Raw genomic sequence first — 15,093 nt, forward strand, 5'->3', positions numbered from 1 at the left:
CTGATCAGGCCGTCGAGGCCGTCGTGCCGAGTATCGCCGGGCGCGCAGGCGTTCCCGCTGAAACCGTCAGTACGTCGTAGCCCGTCGGCGTCACGAGCACGGTGTGTTCCCATTGAGCGGACAGACTGCGATCGCGGGTCTTGACTGTCCATTGATCGGGCATTGTGCGAATGTCGCGGCGCCCGGCATTGATCATCGGCTCTATCGTGAAGATCATGCCCGCTTTGAGTTCGAGGCCCGTGCCCGGTCGCCCGTAGTGAACCACCTGCGGATCTTCATGGAATACCGTGCCGATGCCATGACCGCAATATTCGCGCACGACGCTATAACCCTGGGCTTCGGCATGCCGCTGAATGGCATGGCCGATGTCGCCCAGGCGGGCGCCGGGCCGAACTTGATCGATACCTAGCCACATGCATTCGTAAGTGGTCTGGACCAGTCGTTTGGCAAGGATGGAGCCTTCCCCGACGATGAACATACGGCTGGTGTCGCCAAAGTAGCCTTCCTTGATCACGGTAATGTCGAGGTTGACGGTGTCGCCGTTTTTCAGGGTTTTGTCGCCGGGAATGCCGTGGCAGATCACATCGTTGACGGAGGTGCAGATCGCCTTGGGGAACGGCGGATAACCGGGCGGCTGGTAATTCAGCGGGGCCGGAATCGTCTGTTGCACGTTCGTCATGTACTCATGGCAAAGGCGGTCGAGCTCGCCCGTCGTTACCCCGGCCTTCACAAACGGCGTGATATAGTCGAGCACCTCGCTGGCGAGCTTGCAGGCCACTCGCATTTTGGCGATATCGTGTTCGTTTTTCAGCGTAATAGACATATTTTCCTCAGAAGCCTTGAGCAATAAGGGTTTTCGCCTTTCGCCATATCCGTGAATTTGGGAAGTTCCACCAAAATTCCATCAGACACGCTAGACAACCCCAGCCAGTCGGGCTTTGCGGACCACCAGTGAAAAACTCTCACTGGCATACCGGGCAAAACCCTCTATTTCCAGGCCGAATCCAAGCATTATAAGCCAGCAGCACCTACGGGGCGTCTGCCGATGCCCCTTTTTGTGGGGCGTTTCCGCAATTGATTGCGGATGTCTGGCCCTGCCGACGCTGGCGTGGTGGAGTTTTTGGTGGAATTCCCCATGAGCCGATGACGACGGCAGCGCGAACAGGTCCGTCATGTAATTTTGAAATAACGCGAAAAACGTTCGAGGTTGCCCAAAAATTCACGCCTATGCCCTGGTTTTAACCTGAAAGCAGAGGAAATAGCATGGCATTCACAACTGCAGAGCTTGGCGACCTGGGCAAACCGAAAGCGCTGGGCTTAAACATAAAACGCGGCCCCCGCCATATGCAGGTTCCTGGGCGCCTTGGGGCGCACTTTTTTATGGCCGTTCGCAATTAACTGCAGCGGCTGTGCAGTCGACTCCAGGATAGTCGGTGTACTTAAAACAAATGGAGCAAACGGGGTTGGGTGTCAAAAAGCCGGCTAAAGTTCGTATTCAAGTTTGCAACTTGATGAAATAATCTATGGCCGAAAGGTTTTTGTGCGCGAACTTCACCAGCAGGAGTTGAACTGTTGTTAGATTAACGCATGTCTTACTCTAATTTTTTTAGTTCATCGCAATTATCTAATACACTATGCCCGCGTGCGTCGAAACAATAAATGTCGCACGTGCTTGTCGAGCTAACTGAAGGTATTTTTTAAAAATCGGGGGTTAACATGCGGCAATTTTTTAAATTTTTCCAGCGCGACGAACGTGGTGTCACCGCACTTGAGTATGCGATTCTGGCAGGCATTATCGTTGTGGCGCTGGTCGCAGTGGGTACGACTTTCACCAGCAGCTTGACGGGCATCTACACCGCGTTGACGAGCACTGTCTCGACAACCATTGCAGGCGGCAGCTCTTCCTGATTCCGGTTCGAAACTGGGTTTCGCGGTTTGATCCGGCGTCCGGTCGGCTTGCCTGCACAACTGGGTAGCGGTCCAAGAAAAATCTTCAAGCGCTGGCCGCTGTTATGGCCAAGTGCTTGATATCTCTTTGCTCGCGCAACGCTTCTTTCGCTTTCGCTCTAAATCGCTGGTCCCCAATGGAGTGAGAATTCTTGCGTTCTTGATTTGGGCGATCGTTGAGATTTATCGAAAGAATCATTCCTTTGAACCGCGCAAAGCTCTCGATGAGCATTTTTCATGATTCCGCATCCTCGATTTTTCCGGCGAACGCCGAATGATCGTTGTAGATAGTCAAGGCATCAGTGGTCGCCGGCCAGATCATGATAAATGGCGTGAGATCGCGCCGATCCCCCAGACCTTTGCCGACGTGTACCTTGTATTCGTTCCGCGGATTCCCTAATTCGGCGTGTATTGCCTGCAAGAATGCCTTAGGTTCCTGTTGGCGGCGCTGCTCATTCAGCGCGCGGGCGCGACTAAATTGCAGCCACGACACGCCAATGGCAACCAACATTGGCATAATCGAGCCGATTGTCTGGGCCCGGGGCGCGCCTGTGGCCGAAAGGCCGATTGCTTTGTCTCGCACGAGCCAAGCTATGAGTTCGTGCCAACACCATGTTCGCGTCATCCCCGCACGTGCAGCTTTTGGAAGTGATCCTTGAGAATCCGGCCGTCTGGATGGTATAATCTTTGGCTAGTTTGGTGGAAAAGCTATGGTGGGCGTGTGTGCTGGGCCTAAGCCAGTGTGGGTGGGCCTCTAAGCGGTGAGGGTGGCTTTTGCCGCTGTTCTTCGCGTAGCACGTGCATCAGCGAATTCGGCCGATCTGGTTAGCGGGGCCAATTGGTCCCGCAGCTGTAGTTGTCGTAGATAGTACGTGGTGTGTAAGTAGTCAAAATCGCAAACCGGCGCTTCCAGGGTGTCCTTCGCACATACAGTGTCCAAGGATGTCGCTGCCGGTTTAAGACTGAACCCTTTTGGAGAATTACCATGGCAGTAACCATGCGTCAGATGTTGGAAGCGGGTGTCCACTTTGGTCACCAGACCCGCTTCTGGAACCCGAAAATGGCACCGTTCATTTTCGGTCACCGCAACAAGATTCACATTATCAACCTCGAAAAAACGCTGCCGATGTACAACGACGCGCTGAAGTATGTGCGCCAGTTGGCAGCCAATCGTGGCACGATTTTGTTTGTCGGCACCAAGCGCCAGTCGCGCGACACCATCGCCGAAGAGGCGAATCGTTCGGGTATGCCGTACGTGAACACCCGCTGGTTGGGTGGCATGCTGACCAACTTCAAGACGCTGAAGTCGTCGATCAAGAAGCTCAAGGATATGGAAGCCCAGGCAGAAGCCGGCGACCTGGAGCGCATGAGCAAGAAGGAAGCATTGCTGTTCGAACGCGAAATGATCAAGCTGGAAAAATCGATCGGCGGCGTGAAGGACATGGGCGGTATTCCGGACGCGATCTTTGTAGTCGACGTCGGTTATCACAAAATTGCGATCACCGAAGCCAATAAGCTCGGCGTGCCGGTTATCGCAGTGGTCGACACGAACCACTCGCCGGAAGGTGTGGATTACGTGATCCCGGGTAACGACGACGCAAGCAAGGCTGTTGCGCTGTACACGCAGGGCATGGCGGATGCGATCCTCGAAGGTCGCGCCAACGCAGTGCAAAATGTCGTGGAAGCAGTGCGCGGCGATGAAGGCGGCGATGAATTCGTCGAGGTCAACGCAGAGGCATAAGTATTTTTGCTTCCGACCAAAAAGGGGGCTCTTGCACAGCCCCCTTTTTTTGAATCAGGGCGTGGCACAGCGAGGTGCCCGCGTTGATGGCCGGTTTGGCACGGTTGTGCCGAGTTGGCCGGGGTTGACGAGGTTGACCCTGGGTTGAAGGATTTGGCGCCGGCGTGTTTCCCCGGGTGTCATAAGGATTTAGGATGATGGTTTGCGCAGCGAACCATCGCATGCAATCAGTGTGTGTTTTGATTCACAGATTTCAGGAGCGACGAATGGCGGCTATTACTGCAAGCATGGTGGCGGAACTCAGGGCGAAGACCGATGCGCCGATGATGGAATGCAAGAAGGCGTTGACCGAAGCCGAAGGCGATATGGCGCGCGCTGAAGAGTTGCTGCGCGTGAAGCTGGGCAGCAAGGCAAGCAAGGCAGCCTCGCGAGTGACAGCAGAAGGCGTGATCTCGGTATTTATCTCGGGCCAGGTAGGTGCGCTGGTCGAACTCAATTGCGAAACCGACTTCGTTGCCAAAAACGACGATTTCCTGGCTTTTTCGAAGAACGTGGCCGAATTGGTCGCTCAGAAGAACCCGACCGACGTGGCGGCTTTGTCGTCGCTCGAACTCGGCGGTGCAACCGTGGATACGGTGCGCAGCGCATTGATCGGCAAAATCGGCGAGAACGTTTCGATCCGTCGTTTCGTGCGCTACGAAACGGCCAACAAGCTGACCTCGTACCTGCACGGCACGCGCATCGGCGTGATCGTCGAATATGACGGCGCCGAAGAGCAAGTCGGCAAAGACGTGGCCATGCACATCGCGGCCATGAAGCCTGTCTCGTTGTCGGCGGATCAAGTGCCGGCCGATTTGATTGCGAAAGAGCGTAGCATTGCCGAACAGAAAGCGGCCGAATCGGGCAAGCCGGCCGAAATCGTCGCCAAGATGGTCGATGGCAGCGTGCAGAAGTATCTGAAAGAAGTGTCGTTGCTCAATCAGCCGTTCGTGAAGAACGACAAGCAAAGCATTGAACAGATGCTGAAGGCCGCGAGCACCACGGTCAAAGCATTCACGATGTTTGTGGTGGGCGAGGGCATCGAAAAGCGTACCGATGATTTTGCGGCAGAAGTGGCAGCGCAAGTTGCTGCTGCGAAGCAAGGCTAAAACGCAAGGCTGAAAAGCAGAGCTAAACAACGCCAACCTGCTGAACACCTTGGGCTACGCCCTGGGGTTGCATGCGCGAAACCGTAGATGGGCTGTAGCTGGCCCGACTGCGGCGCACGCAACCCGCGGATTTTTTCCGGCGAAATGAGGGAAATAACGCAGAGTCAAACTGTTTATTTCCCTTTATTCTGCCTCAGTAGTACGGCGCTGGCGGGCTTTCGGGCCTGCTACTCCAGCGCCGCACGGGCGGCATCCCAAGCGCCGATACGGCGCGGCCGCGTGCCGCCATGCTTGCAAATTTGCTCGATGCGAACGGACGATCCCCTATGCCAATTGCCTATAAACGCGTTTTACTAAAACTTTCCGGCGAAGCCCTGATGGGTGACGACACGTTCGGCATCAATCGCGTGACGATCGAACGCATGGTCGCCGATATCGCCGAAGTGGTGAAGTTAGGTGTGCAGCTTGCCGTCGTGATTGGCGGCGGCAATATTTTTCGCGGCGTCGCAGGTGGCGCCGCCGGTATGGACCGCGCGACGGCCGACTACATGGGGATGCTTGCCACCATGATGAACGCGCTGGCGCTGCAGGACGCGATGCGCCACGCCGGGATCGAAGCGCGGGTTCAATCCGCGTTGCGCCTGGACCAAGTACTCGAACCCTATATCCGTCCTCGCGCCATACGCCAGCTCGAAGAAGGGCGTGTCGTAATTTTTGCCGCTGGTACCGGCAACCCGTTTTTTACGACCGATACCGCCGCCGCATTGCGCGGCTCGGAAATCGGCGCAGAGGTGGTGCTCAAAGCGACCAAGGTCGATGGCGTTTACTCAGCCGACCCCAAAATCGATCCTGCGGCGACCCGTTACACGACCATCAGCTTTGACGAGGCGATCGGTCGCAATCTGCAGGTCATGGACGCGACCGCTTTTGCGCTGTGCCGCGACCAGAAGCTGCCGATCAGAGTGTTTTCTATCAATAAACCCGGTGCATTACGGCGTATCGTCGAAGGTGAAAACGAAGGCACACTGGTGCACGTTTGACCGATCGGGTGGGCCCGCACGCGGGCAAAACAGGTAATCAAGATCTAAAAGGCTGGGAGCTTTTATGACATTGGCTGAAATCAAATCGGGCGTCGACCAGAAGATGCAACGTTCGCTCGAAGCGTTCAAGAGCGATCTGGCGAAGATTCGTACGGGACGTGCGCATACGGGGCTGCTGGATCACATCCAGGTCGACTACTACGGCTCGAATGTGCCCATCTCGCAAGTCGCCAACATGAGCTTGATCGACGCGCGTACCATCGGCGTACAGCCGTGGGAAAAGAAGATGGTGCAGGCGGTCGAACGAGCGATTCGGGACGCTGACCTGGGTCTGAACCCTGCGACTCAGGGCGACCTGATCCGTGTACCGATGCCAGCGCTGACGGAAGAGCGCCGCCGGGAATTGGTCAAGGTCGTCAAGAATGAAGCCGAAACCGCGAAGATTGCCGTACGCAATCTGCGCCGCGACGCAAACGAGCAACTGAAAAAACTGTTGAAAGACAAAGAGATCTCGGAAGACGATGAACGCCGTTCGCAAGACGACGTACAAAAGCTGACGGATAAATTCGTTACCGAAATCGACAAGCTCGTCCTGACCAAAGAAGCCGAGATCATGACGGTTTAAAGCCGTTATTTCTCGACGACCGGAGCGTTCTGGCGAATATGGCCCATATGAGTTCTTCCATCGGCGTACCCGAGACGGCAGAGGTGCCGCGGCACATTGCGATCATCATGGATGGCAATGGCCGCTGGGCGACCCAGCGCCGGCTGCCGCGTGCGGCTGGCCATACGAAAGGCGTGGATGCGGTGCGCGGTATCGTCGAAGCCTGCGCCCGACGCGGTGTCGAATACCTGACGCTGTTTGCCTTCAGCTCGGAAAACTGGCGTCGCCCGACCGACGAAGTGTCGTTCTTGCTCAGATTGTTCGTGTCTGCGCTGGAGCGCGAAGTGGCGCGCATGCATGCCAATGGCATACGCTTGCGGGTGGTCGGCGACCTGTCGATGTTCAACGACCGGATCCAGGATCTGGTCCGGCGGGCTGAACTCAAGACGGCGCAAAACGATCGACTCACGCTGACCATCGCGGCCAACTACGGCGGCCGCTGGGACATGCTGCAGGCCACGCGCAAACTGATGGCCCAAGCGGCCGCTACTGGCATTACCGGTCCGCTCGACGAGACGCAGTTCGCCGAGCATCTGGCGATGGCTTATGCGCCCGAACCCGATCTGTTTATTCGTACCGGCGGCGAACAACGCGTGAGCAATTTTCTGCTTTGGCAATTGGCCTACACCGAGTTGTACTTTACCGATCAATACTGGCCGGATTTCGACGATGCGATGTTGGAACAGGCGATCGGCTGGTTCCAGCAGCGCGAGCGTCGGTTCGGACGAACCAGCGAGCAGCTTGCTGCTCAGGCGCAGGGTGCTGACTCCTTGTCATGCTAAGAACCCGTGTTTTGACGGCATTGGTCCTGCTCGCGGTTTTCCTGCCCGTGACGCTATTTGCGCCGGTCGGGGTGTTCGCCGCGCTGATCGGCCTCGTGATTACGTTCGCGGCCTGGGAATGGGCTCGACTGCTTGGACTGAGCTCACGCGGCACCGTGCTTTACGCGGCCGTCACGGCGATGGCCTTGTTGTTGAGCACACGGCTGTTTTATACCAGCACCACCGGCTTCTACAAGGCCGCGGCGATATTCTGGATAGTGGGCGCGCCGTATATGTTGTTGCGCAAGCCGACGCTGGTGCGCGGCGCCTGGCGCGCTTTTCTGCTGGTGGCCGGCGTGGTGTTGCTGATCGCTTGCTGGTACGCGTTGAGAGCCGCGCGCGTCGAAGGTGTCGCGTTTGTCCTGTCCTTGATGTTGGTGGTCTGGTGTGCCGATATCGGCGCATATTTCGCCGGCAAGGCGTTCGGCCGTCACAAACTGGCGATAGCGATCAGCCCGGGTAAAACCTGGGAAGGCGCCATCGGCGGCTGGTTGCTGGTGATGGTGCTGGCGCTGGCGGCGATGGTCGCCGGTGCCGCTGGTGTGTCGGCGGGCGCATCCGCAGGTGGGTTGGTAGGTACGTCCGTAGGTGCCTCGGTAGGCATGTCGGCGGGAACAACCACAGGGACATTCGCGCCGACGCTGTTTTCGGTCTACGCTAGTACAGCGGGCATGCTGCGTGCGTTGATAGGTATCACGTTGCTGGTCGTCTTCAGCGTTGTCGGCGATCTATTCGAATCTTTGTTAAAGCGGCAGGCGGGCGTAAAGGATTCCAGCGGTTTGCTGCCCGGTCATGGCGGCGTACTCGACCGGATCGATGCGTTGTTGCCGGTGTTGCCGCTGGCAATGCTACTAATCGGGCCTAGCGCCGGCTAGTACTCAGGTAATTCATGACTATTCAAACACACAAAATAGAACGGCTGACTTTGCTCGGGTCGACCGGCTCGATCGGAGACAGCACCCTGGACGTCGTAGCCCGACATCCGGAGCGCTTCTCGATCTTTGCCCTTACGGCTCACCGCAACGCCGCGAAGCTCATCGAGCAGTGCCTGCGATTCAAACCGGAATGCGCGGTAGTGGGCGATGCGCACATTGCCCAGCAAGTGCAAACCGCTTTGCGCGCGGCCGGTAGCGCCACCGAAGTGACGTATGGAGAAGAGGCGCTGATGGCCGTGGCCGCCGCGTCCGAATGCGATACCGTGGTCGCCGCCATCGTCGGTGCGGCAGGTCTGAAGCCCACGCTGGCTGCTGCACGCGCGGGCAAACGCATCCTGCTGGCCAATAAGGAAGCGCTCGTGATGTCGGGCGCGCTGTTCATGGACGCCGTACATGACCACGGAGCAACCTTGTTGCCGGTGGACAGCGAACACAATGCGATCTTCCAGTGCCTGCCAGCGGTGAACGGTGCCGGCGAGAAGCACGGCGGTGTCACGCGCATCATCCTCACCGCGTCGGGCGGTCCGTTTCGGACTCGCGAGCCCGCCACGCTGGCCGCCGTGACGCCGGACGAAGCCTGTGCCCACCCCAATTGGGTGATGGGCCGCAAGATTTCGGTCGATTCGGCCACCATGATGAATAAGGGGCTTGAGGTCATCGAGGCGCACTGGTTATTCGGCTTATCGCCGGAGCGCATCGACGTGCTGATTCATCCGCAAAGCGTGATTCACTCGATGGTTTCGTATGCGGACGGATCGGTGCTCGCACAGCTGGGCAATCCGGATATGCGCACGCCGATCGCCCACGCACTGGCTTATCCGAATCGTATCGATTCGGGGGTTGCGCAACTCGATCTGGCTGCGATCGCGACCCTGACGTTCGAACACCCCGATGAACAACGTTTCCCGTGCCTCACGCATGCCTTTGCGGCGCTCAAGCAAGGCGGAACCGCAAGTGCAACGCTGAACGCGGCCAACGAAATGGCCGTTGCGGCCTTTCTTGAGCGCCGCATCGGTTTCATGCGCATTGCCGAAGTGGTTGCCGAGGTGCTGGAAAAAATCGCTCCGGGCAGTGCCGATAGCCTGGACGATGTCCTGGCTGTCGACGCGCAGGCGCGCCGCTTGGCGCAAGTCGAAATCGAACGACTGTCGGCCGCAACAGCGCATCCATGAATTTCCTGACCGCGCTCGCAGCGTTCGCCGTTGCTATTGGCATTTTGGTGGTGGTCCACGAATTGGGCCATTACACCGTGGCGCGTTGGTGCGGGGTCAAGATACTGAAATTCTCGGTCGGTTTCGGCAAGCCTTTGCTAGTCTGGAAAAGCCCGAAGACAGGCACCGAGTGGACGTTGTCGGCGCTACCGCTCGGTGGCTTCGTGAAGATGCTCGATGAGCGCGAAACCGAGTCGCCGGTGGTTGCCGCCGATTTGCCTTATGCCTTCAATCGGCAAAGCGTGGGCAAGCGCATTGCGATCGTGGCGGCCGGCCCGGTCGCCAATTTTCTGCTCGCGATCGTATTGTTCGCCGCGACCTTCGTTGGCGGTGTAAGCGAACCCGTTGCGCAGTTGGCGACGCCGCCCGCCGGTACGTTGGCCGCGCGCGCCGGATTGACCGGCGGCGAGTTGGTGACCGGCTTTCGTAGCAATGCCACGGCGCAAACCCAGCCGGTGGTATCGTGGGCCGATCTGCACTGGAAGTTGTTGGACGCTGCCATGGACCGCAGCACCGCTGTCTTACAGACTAAATCGGGAGCCGATGAGACGGCCGGCCACGTGCAGGACTCGCACGACTATCCGCTCGATTTCAGCCAGATGCCGGTTGGTGTCGAAACGGATCCCGATCATGATGTGGTGGACATCCTGGGGTTTTCTCCCGGCGGCATGGAGCCAACCATCGCCGCAGTGGAAGCGGGTAGCCCCGCGCAGCGAGCCGGACTGGCCGCGCAGGATCGGGTGATCGCGATCGACGGTGTGCCGGTCAAGGACGTCAGCGCGTTCGTGCGGGCAGTTCAAGCACACGGTTCCCAACCCTTGTCCTTGCAGGTCGAGCGCAATATCGAGGGCAATAAGCAGCGCCTTACGTTCGAGGTAACGCCTGCGACCGTAGTGGATAGTACGTCCGGTAAAACGGTCGGAAGAATCGGCGCGGAGATGTCCGGCCAACTGCGCTCGGTTACGGTGCATTACGGACCTCTGCAAGCGCTGCGTATGGGCGTCGAGAAGACCTGGGACATTTCCAAATTTTCGGTCAGGATCTTCGGGCGAATGCTTACGGGCGAAGCCTCGTTGAAGAATCTGAGCGGTCCCGTCACGATCGCCGACTATGCCGGTCGCAGTGCTCGGCTGGGCCTGTCCTCCTTCATTTCCTTCCTCGCATTGGTGAGTATTAGTCTGGGAGTACTCAACCTTATGCCGATTCCCGTTTTGGACGGTGGTCATCTGTTATATTATTCGGCTGAAGCCATCACGGGTAAAGCCGTGTCGGTTCGTGTACAGAGTGTTTTACAGCGGGCCGGAATAGTGTGCATTCTCGCATTGTCGATAATCGCGCTCTTTAACGACCTGACGCGGTTGATTCATTTCTAGCAATAAAACCCGGCAAACAGTGTAGCAGTGGAGCGCGAGTCGCTTCCACTCTGACGTGACAGCCCAAATAAAGCTAAACCCTGGGGAAGCAAGTTGTTCAAACCACATCGCTTTGTTCCAAAGACGGTCGCGGTTGCGGTAGTTGCCGCATATAGCATGATGGCCCATGCTGCAGCACCCTTCGTCGTACAGGACGTACGCATCGAAGGCCTGCAACGCGTCGAAGCCGGTACGGTGTTTGCCTATCTGCCGATCAAGAAAGGCGACACCTTCACCGACGATAAGGGCTCTGAAGCGATCCGCGCGCTTTTTGCCACAGGTTTCTTCAACGATGTGAGGATTGCGACCGAAGGTAACGTCGTGATCGTCAGGGTGCAGGAGCGCCCGGCGATTTCGGGCGTCGACTTTTCGGGCGACAAGGAATTCGACAAGGAAACCTTGACCAAGGCCATGAAAGCGGTTGGTCTGTCGCCGGGTCAATATTACGACAAGAGTCTGGTCGACAAGGCCGAGCAGGAGCTCAAGCGGCAATATCTGTCGCATGGCTTCTATGCCGCCGAAGTCACGACCACGATCACGCCGGTCGATGCGAATCGCGTCAACGTGCTGTTTTCGGTGATCGAAGGCCCCAAGGCCAAGATCGAGCAGGTTGCCTTTATCGGCAACAAGACCTTCAAAGCCAGCACGCTGAACGACGAGATGCAGTTGTCGACGCCGAACTGGTTTTCCTGGTACACGAAGAACGACTTGTACGCCAAGGACAAGCTGGCGGGCGACCTCGAAAATATCCGCAATTACTACCTGAATCGCGGCTATCTTGAGTTCTCCATCGAGTCGACCCAGGTCCAGGTCGCGCCCGACAAGCAAAGTATGTATCTGACGGTGACGCTGCATGAAGGCGAGCCGTACAAGATTTCCTCGATCGTGCTGGCCGGCAATCTGCTCGACAAGCAGGCGGAATTGCAGAAATTGCTCACGCTCAAAGCGGGCGATACCTTCTCGGCCGAGAAGCTGCAAGCGTCGACCAAAGCGGTGGTCGATAAACTGGGGCAATACGGTTACGCCTTTGCCTCGGTCAACGCGCAGCCACAGATCGACCAAGCGCATCACACGGTCGCACTCACGATGCAGGTCGATCCAGGCCGTCGCGTCTATGTGCGACGCATCAACATCACGGGCAACACGCGCACGCGCGACGAAGTCATGCGCCGCGAAATGCGCCAGTTCGAGAGCTCGTGGTTCGACAGCTCGCGCCTGAAACTGTCGGAAGACCGGCTTAACCGCCTCGGGTATTTCACCGACGTGAAGGTGACTACAGCGCCTGTCGAAGGGTCGCAGGACGAGGTCGACGTCAATGTGAAGGTGACGGAAAAGCCGACCGGCGCAGTGACACTCGGTGCGGGCTTTTCGTCGACCGACAAGGTGGTGCTGTCGGCCGGGATTTCGCAGGACAACGTGTTCGGTTCGGGCACCAGCCTGTCGGTGAACGCCAATACGGCAAAGTCGTACCGTACCGTCACGGTGACGCAGGTCGACCCGTACTTTACGGTGGACGGCATCAAGCGTATTACCGACGTGTTTTATCGGACGTACCAGCCGCTGTTGTATAGCACATCGAGCAGCTTCCAGATCATCAGTGCCGGCGCGGATTTGAAGTTCGGCGTGCCGTTTTCCGAACTCGATACAGTGTTCTTCGGGATCGGTTTCGAAAACGACCGCTTCCAGCCTGACGCGGCAACCCCGCAGACCTACTTGAACTATATCCAGCAGTTCGGTACGTCGGTCAACAACGTCCCGGTCACCATAGGCTGGTCGCGAGACAGTCGAGACAGCGCACTGGTCCCGAGCCGCGGCTACTATACACAGGCCAATGGCGAACTGGGCACGCCGCTGGGCGATACCCAATACTACAAGGTCGACTTGCAGACGCAGTATTATTATTCGTTTGCACGCGGTTTCGTGTTGGGCTTGAACGGACAGGCAGGCTATGGTCAGGGTATCGGCGGCAAGCCGTTCCCGATTTTCAAGAACTACTTCGCGGGCGGTATCGGTTCTGTGCGGGGCTACCAGCCTAGTTCGCTGGGGCCGCGCGACCCGACGACGGGTGACCCGATCGGTGGCGACAAATTGCTGGTCGGCAATATCGAGCTGACCTTCCCGTTGCCGGGAACCGGGTATGACCGCACGTTGCGGGTCTTCACCTTCCTCGACGGCGGTAACGTCTGGGGCGACACCGGCGGCAGCGTCGGCGCCAATGGACTGCGCTACGGTTATGGTGTCGGTCTGGCGTGGATTTCGCCGGTCGGGCCGCTTAAGATCAGCTTGGGCTTCCCGCTTGTGAAGCACGACGGGGACCAGTATCAGAAATTCCAGTTCCAGATCGGAACCGCGTTTTAACGGCTACGTCGAGAGTCAGGGGGGCTACGTGCTGTAGCCCCGCATAAACAGCTCGATTCACTAGCCTCATTACGCAAGAGAGGGTGATTTTGCGAACTAGTATCATGAAACAACCCGTTGGGTGGTGCCTCGCAGGCCTGCTCGCTTTCAGCGCTTTCGGTGCTACCGCGGCGCAAGCGCAGGAAGCCCGCGTCGCGGCGGTCAATTCCGATCGCATCCTGCGTGAATCGTTGCCGGCCAAAGCCGCTCAAGCCAAGCTCGAGCAGGAGTTTTCGGCGCGCGACCATGATCTTCAGGATATGGCTGCGCGGTTGAAGACCATGTCCGACGCACTGGACAAAAGCGGCGCGACCTTATCGGCCAGCGACCGTACGCAGCGACAACAGCAATTGGCGCAGCTCGATGCCGATTTCCAGCGCAAGCAGCGTCAGTTTAGGGACGATTTGAACGAACGCCGCAACGAGGAACTCGCGGCCGTGCTGGAACGTGCCAACAAGGTCATCAAGCAAGTTGCCGAGCAAAACCACTACGACCTGATCGTACAGGAAGCAGTGTACGTCAGCCCGCGCATCGATATCACGGACCAAGTGCTGAAGGCGCTCGCGAACCCCGCTACAGCGGGCAACTGAGCAGGTAACTGATAACACGATCGACATAGCCGGGCGCTGCCGTCGCTAAAAAACACGCCGATGATCGATAGTTCAAAAGGGTGTCCGACGCAGTCGCATCGCTGAAGGAAAACTGAACGCATGGCATTCACGCTCGATGAGTTAGTCAGCCGGTTCGGGGGCACTGTGATCGGGAACCCGGATTGCCAGGTGACCGGGCTCGCGCCGCTCGATCAGGCCGCTGCACAGCAACTCTCCTTTCTCGCTAATCCGAAGTATCTCTCGCAAGTCGAAACGACAGGCGCAGCTGCGGTATTGATCGCGCCAGCCGAATTCGAAAAAATTTCGAATCGCGTCGGGCGTTCGTTTTTGATTACGCCGAACCCGTACGCCTATTTTGCGCGCGTGGCTCAGCTTTTTGTCGCGCTGGCGGAGCCGGCACCGGTGGCGGGTATTCATCCGAGCGCGGTGATCGATCCGAGCGCGCAAGTTGCGGCCAACGCCAGTGTCGGTCCGCATGTCGTGATCGAAGCCGGTGCAGTGATAGCCGAAGGAGTGAGGCTGGCGGCGAATGTCTATATCGGGCACGGCGTTCGTCTGGGTAAGGACGTCCGGCTTTATCCGAACGTGACGATCTACCACGGCTGCGAAGTGGGTGAGCGCGTCATCATCCATTCGGGTGCGGTGATCGGTGCCGACGGCTTCGGTTTTGCGCCCGATTTCAACCGCGATGGCGGCGAGTGGGTCAAGATTCCACAGGTCGGGCGCGTGCGCATCGGGTCGGACGTCGAGATCGGTGCTAATACCACGATCGATCGCGGCGCGATGGCCGATACCGTGGTCGAGCAGGGCGTCAAGATCGACAACCAGGTGCAGATCGCCCACAACTGCCGGATCGGCGCGTACACGGTTATCGCCGGCTGTACCGGCATTGCAGGTAGCACGACGATCGGACGGCACTGCGTGATAGGTGGCGGAGTGGGCATTGGCGGTCACCTGACACTGGCCGACGGCATTACGGTGGCGGGTAAGTCTTCGGTGACCAAATCGCTGACTCAACCCGGTGTTTATTCCAGCACTTTCCCAGCGATTCCCAGTGTGGACTGGAATCGCAACGCGGCACTGATGCGCAATCTGGACAAGATGCGTGATCGGCTCAAGCAGCTCGAGACTGCGCTTAATTCAAAGGCCTAGGCCTGAGACCCTGA

Annotated in this window: 15 protein-coding genes; 12 read left to right on the forward strand and 3 right to left on the reverse strand. The window is 58.0% G+C overall.

The window, feature by feature from the left end; translation table 11 throughout:
- Positions 1–4: 4 nt before the first annotated feature.
- A complete protein-coding gene (gene map, locus GSQ77_RS14010) occupies positions 5–823 on the reverse strand; it encodes a type I methionyl aminopeptidase (RefSeq protein WP_158903222.1) in 819 nt (272 codons plus the stop codon).
- Positions 824–1,716: 893 nt separating this feature from the next.
- On the opposite strand from map, the gene GSQ77_RS14015 reads away from it, so the two are divergent.
- A complete protein-coding gene (locus GSQ77_RS14015) occupies positions 1,717–1,908 on the forward strand; it encodes a Flp family type IVb pilin (protein ID WP_158903224.1) in 192 nt (63 codons plus the stop codon).
- A gap of 85 nt (positions 1,909–1,993) precedes the next feature.
- Here the strand turns inward: GSQ77_RS14015 and GSQ77_RS14020 are convergent, their stop codons facing one another.
- Complete coding sequence (locus tag GSQ77_RS14020) at positions 1,994–2,179, reverse strand: hypothetical protein (protein ID WP_158903226.1); 186 nt, start codon at positions 2,177–2,179, stop codon at positions 1,994–1,996.
- Between the two features lie 3 nt (positions 2,180–2,182).
- Positions 2,183–2,458 carry a hypothetical protein gene (locus GSQ77_RS14025; RefSeq protein WP_158903228.1) on the reverse strand — a complete coding sequence of 92 codons (276 nt, stop codon included), beginning with the start codon at positions 2,456–2,458 and terminating at the stop codon, positions 2,183–2,185.
- Between the two features lie 474 nt (positions 2,459–2,932).
- On the opposite strand from GSQ77_RS14025, the gene rpsB reads away from it, so the two are divergent.
- The 11 genes from rpsB (at position 2,933) to lpxD (ending at position 15,079) form a co-directional block, all read left to right on the forward strand.
- Positions 2,933–3,688: a 30S ribosomal protein S2 gene (gene rpsB, locus GSQ77_RS14030; protein ID WP_158903230.1), complete on the forward strand. Its 756-nt coding sequence runs from the start codon at positions 2,933–2,935 to the stop codon at positions 3,686–3,688.
- A 266-nt stretch (positions 3,689–3,954) separates the two neighbouring features.
- A complete protein-coding gene (gene tsf, locus GSQ77_RS14035) occupies positions 3,955–4,836 on the forward strand; it encodes a translation elongation factor Ts (protein WP_158903232.1) in 882 nt (293 codons plus the stop codon).
- A gap of 326 nt (positions 4,837–5,162) precedes the next feature.
- Positions 5,163–5,876 carry a UMP kinase gene (gene pyrH, locus GSQ77_RS14040; protein WP_158903234.1) on the forward strand — a complete coding sequence of 238 codons (714 nt, stop codon included), beginning with the start codon at positions 5,163–5,165 and terminating at the stop codon, positions 5,874–5,876.
- Positions 5,877–5,940: 64 nt separating this feature from the next.
- Positions 5,941–6,501: a ribosome recycling factor gene (gene frr, locus GSQ77_RS14045; RefSeq protein ID WP_158903236.1), complete on the forward strand. Its 561-nt coding sequence runs from the start codon at positions 5,941–5,943 to the stop codon at positions 6,499–6,501.
- 38 nt (positions 6,502–6,539) lie between these two features.
- Positions 6,540–7,322 carry a polyprenyl diphosphate synthase gene (uppS, locus tag GSQ77_RS14050; protein WP_158903238.1) on the forward strand — a complete coding sequence of 261 codons (783 nt, stop codon included), beginning with the start codon at positions 6,540–6,542 and terminating at the stop codon, positions 7,320–7,322.
- On the forward strand, positions 7,316–8,236 hold the full coding sequence (locus tag GSQ77_RS14055) for a phosphatidate cytidylyltransferase (RefSeq protein ID WP_158903240.1): 921 nt from the start codon (positions 7,316–7,318) through the stop codon (positions 8,234–8,236). The genes uppS and GSQ77_RS14055 overlap by 7 nt, the downstream gene beginning before the upstream one ends.
- A 14-nt stretch (positions 8,237–8,250) precedes the next feature.
- Positions 8,251–9,468, forward strand: a complete 1,218-nt coding sequence (locus GSQ77_RS14060) for a 1-deoxy-D-xylulose-5-phosphate reductoisomerase (protein WP_158903242.1) — start codon at positions 8,251–8,253, stop codon at positions 9,466–9,468.
- On the forward strand, positions 9,465–10,880 hold the full coding sequence (gene rseP / locus GSQ77_RS14065; RefSeq protein ID WP_158903244.1) for an RIP metalloprotease RseP: 1,416 nt from the start codon (positions 9,465–9,467) through the stop codon (positions 10,878–10,880). The genes GSQ77_RS14060 and rseP overlap by 4 nt, the downstream gene beginning before the upstream one ends.
- Positions 10,881–10,973: 93 nt before the next feature.
- On the forward strand, positions 10,974–13,277 hold the full coding sequence (gene bamA / locus GSQ77_RS14070) for an outer membrane protein assembly factor BamA (RefSeq protein ID WP_174246440.1): 2,304 nt from the start codon (positions 10,974–10,976) through the stop codon (positions 13,275–13,277).
- A 104-nt stretch (positions 13,278–13,381) separates the two neighbouring features.
- Positions 13,382–13,906 (forward strand): OmpH family outer membrane protein, encoded by a 525-nt coding sequence (locus GSQ77_RS14075; protein WP_158903246.1) that lies wholly within the window; start codon positions 13,382–13,384, stop codon positions 13,904–13,906.
- Between the two features lie 120 nt (positions 13,907–14,026).
- The gene (gene lpxD, locus GSQ77_RS14080; protein ID WP_158903248.1) at positions 14,027–15,079 is read left to right on the forward strand and encodes a UDP-3-O-(3-hydroxymyristoyl)glucosamine N-acyltransferase; all 1,053 of its coding nucleotides are present in this window, start codon (positions 14,027–14,029) and stop codon (positions 15,077–15,079) included.
- Positions 15,080–15,093 lie beyond the last annotated feature (14 nt).

The sequence above is a fragment of the Burkholderia sp. L27(2015) genome (assembly GCF_009765705.1).
Classification (GTDB): Bacteria; Pseudomonadota; Gammaproteobacteria; order Burkholderiales; family Burkholderiaceae; genus LMUX01.

Excerpts from the sequence above, each read along its gene's own strand:
- map (WP_158903222.1), bottom strand. The coding sequence starts at position 823 with ATGTCTATTACGCTGAAAAACGAACACGATATCGCCAAAATGCGAGTG.
- GSQ77_RS14015 (WP_158903224.1), top strand. The coding sequence starts at position 1,717 with ATGCGGCAATTTTTTAAATTTTTCCAGCGCGACGAACGTGGTGTCACC.
- GSQ77_RS14020 (WP_158903226.1), bottom strand. The coding sequence starts at position 2,179 with ATGCTCATCGAGAGCTTTGCGCGGTTCAAAGGAATGATTCTTTCGATA.
- GSQ77_RS14025 (WP_158903228.1), bottom strand. The coding sequence starts at position 2,458 with ATGTTGGTTGCCATTGGCGTGTCGTGGCTGCAATTTAGTCGCGCCCGC.
- rpsB (WP_158903230.1), top strand. The coding sequence starts at position 2,933 with ATGGCAGTAACCATGCGTCAGATGTTGGAAGCGGGTGTCCACTTTGGT.
- tsf (WP_158903232.1), top strand. The coding sequence starts at position 3,955 with ATGGCGGCTATTACTGCAAGCATGGTGGCGGAACTCAGGGCGAAGACC.
- pyrH (WP_158903234.1), top strand. The coding sequence starts at position 5,163 with ATGCCAATTGCCTATAAACGCGTTTTACTAAAACTTTCCGGCGAAGCC.
- frr (WP_158903236.1), top strand. The coding sequence starts at position 5,941 with ATGACATTGGCTGAAATCAAATCGGGCGTCGACCAGAAGATGCAACGT.
- uppS (WP_158903238.1), top strand. The coding sequence starts at position 6,540 with ATGGCCCATATGAGTTCTTCCATCGGCGTACCCGAGACGGCAGAGGTG.
- GSQ77_RS14055 (WP_158903240.1), top strand. The coding sequence starts at position 7,316 with ATGCTAAGAACCCGTGTTTTGACGGCATTGGTCCTGCTCGCGGTTTTC.
- GSQ77_RS14060 (WP_158903242.1), top strand. The coding sequence starts at position 8,251 with ATGACTATTCAAACACACAAAATAGAACGGCTGACTTTGCTCGGGTCG.
- rseP (WP_158903244.1), top strand. The coding sequence starts at position 9,465 with ATGAATTTCCTGACCGCGCTCGCAGCGTTCGCCGTTGCTATTGGCATT.
- GSQ77_RS14075 (WP_158903246.1), top strand. The coding sequence starts at position 13,382 with ATGAAACAACCCGTTGGGTGGTGCCTCGCAGGCCTGCTCGCTTTCAGC.
- lpxD (WP_158903248.1), top strand. The coding sequence starts at position 14,027 with ATGGCATTCACGCTCGATGAGTTAGTCAGCCGGTTCGGGGGCACTGTG.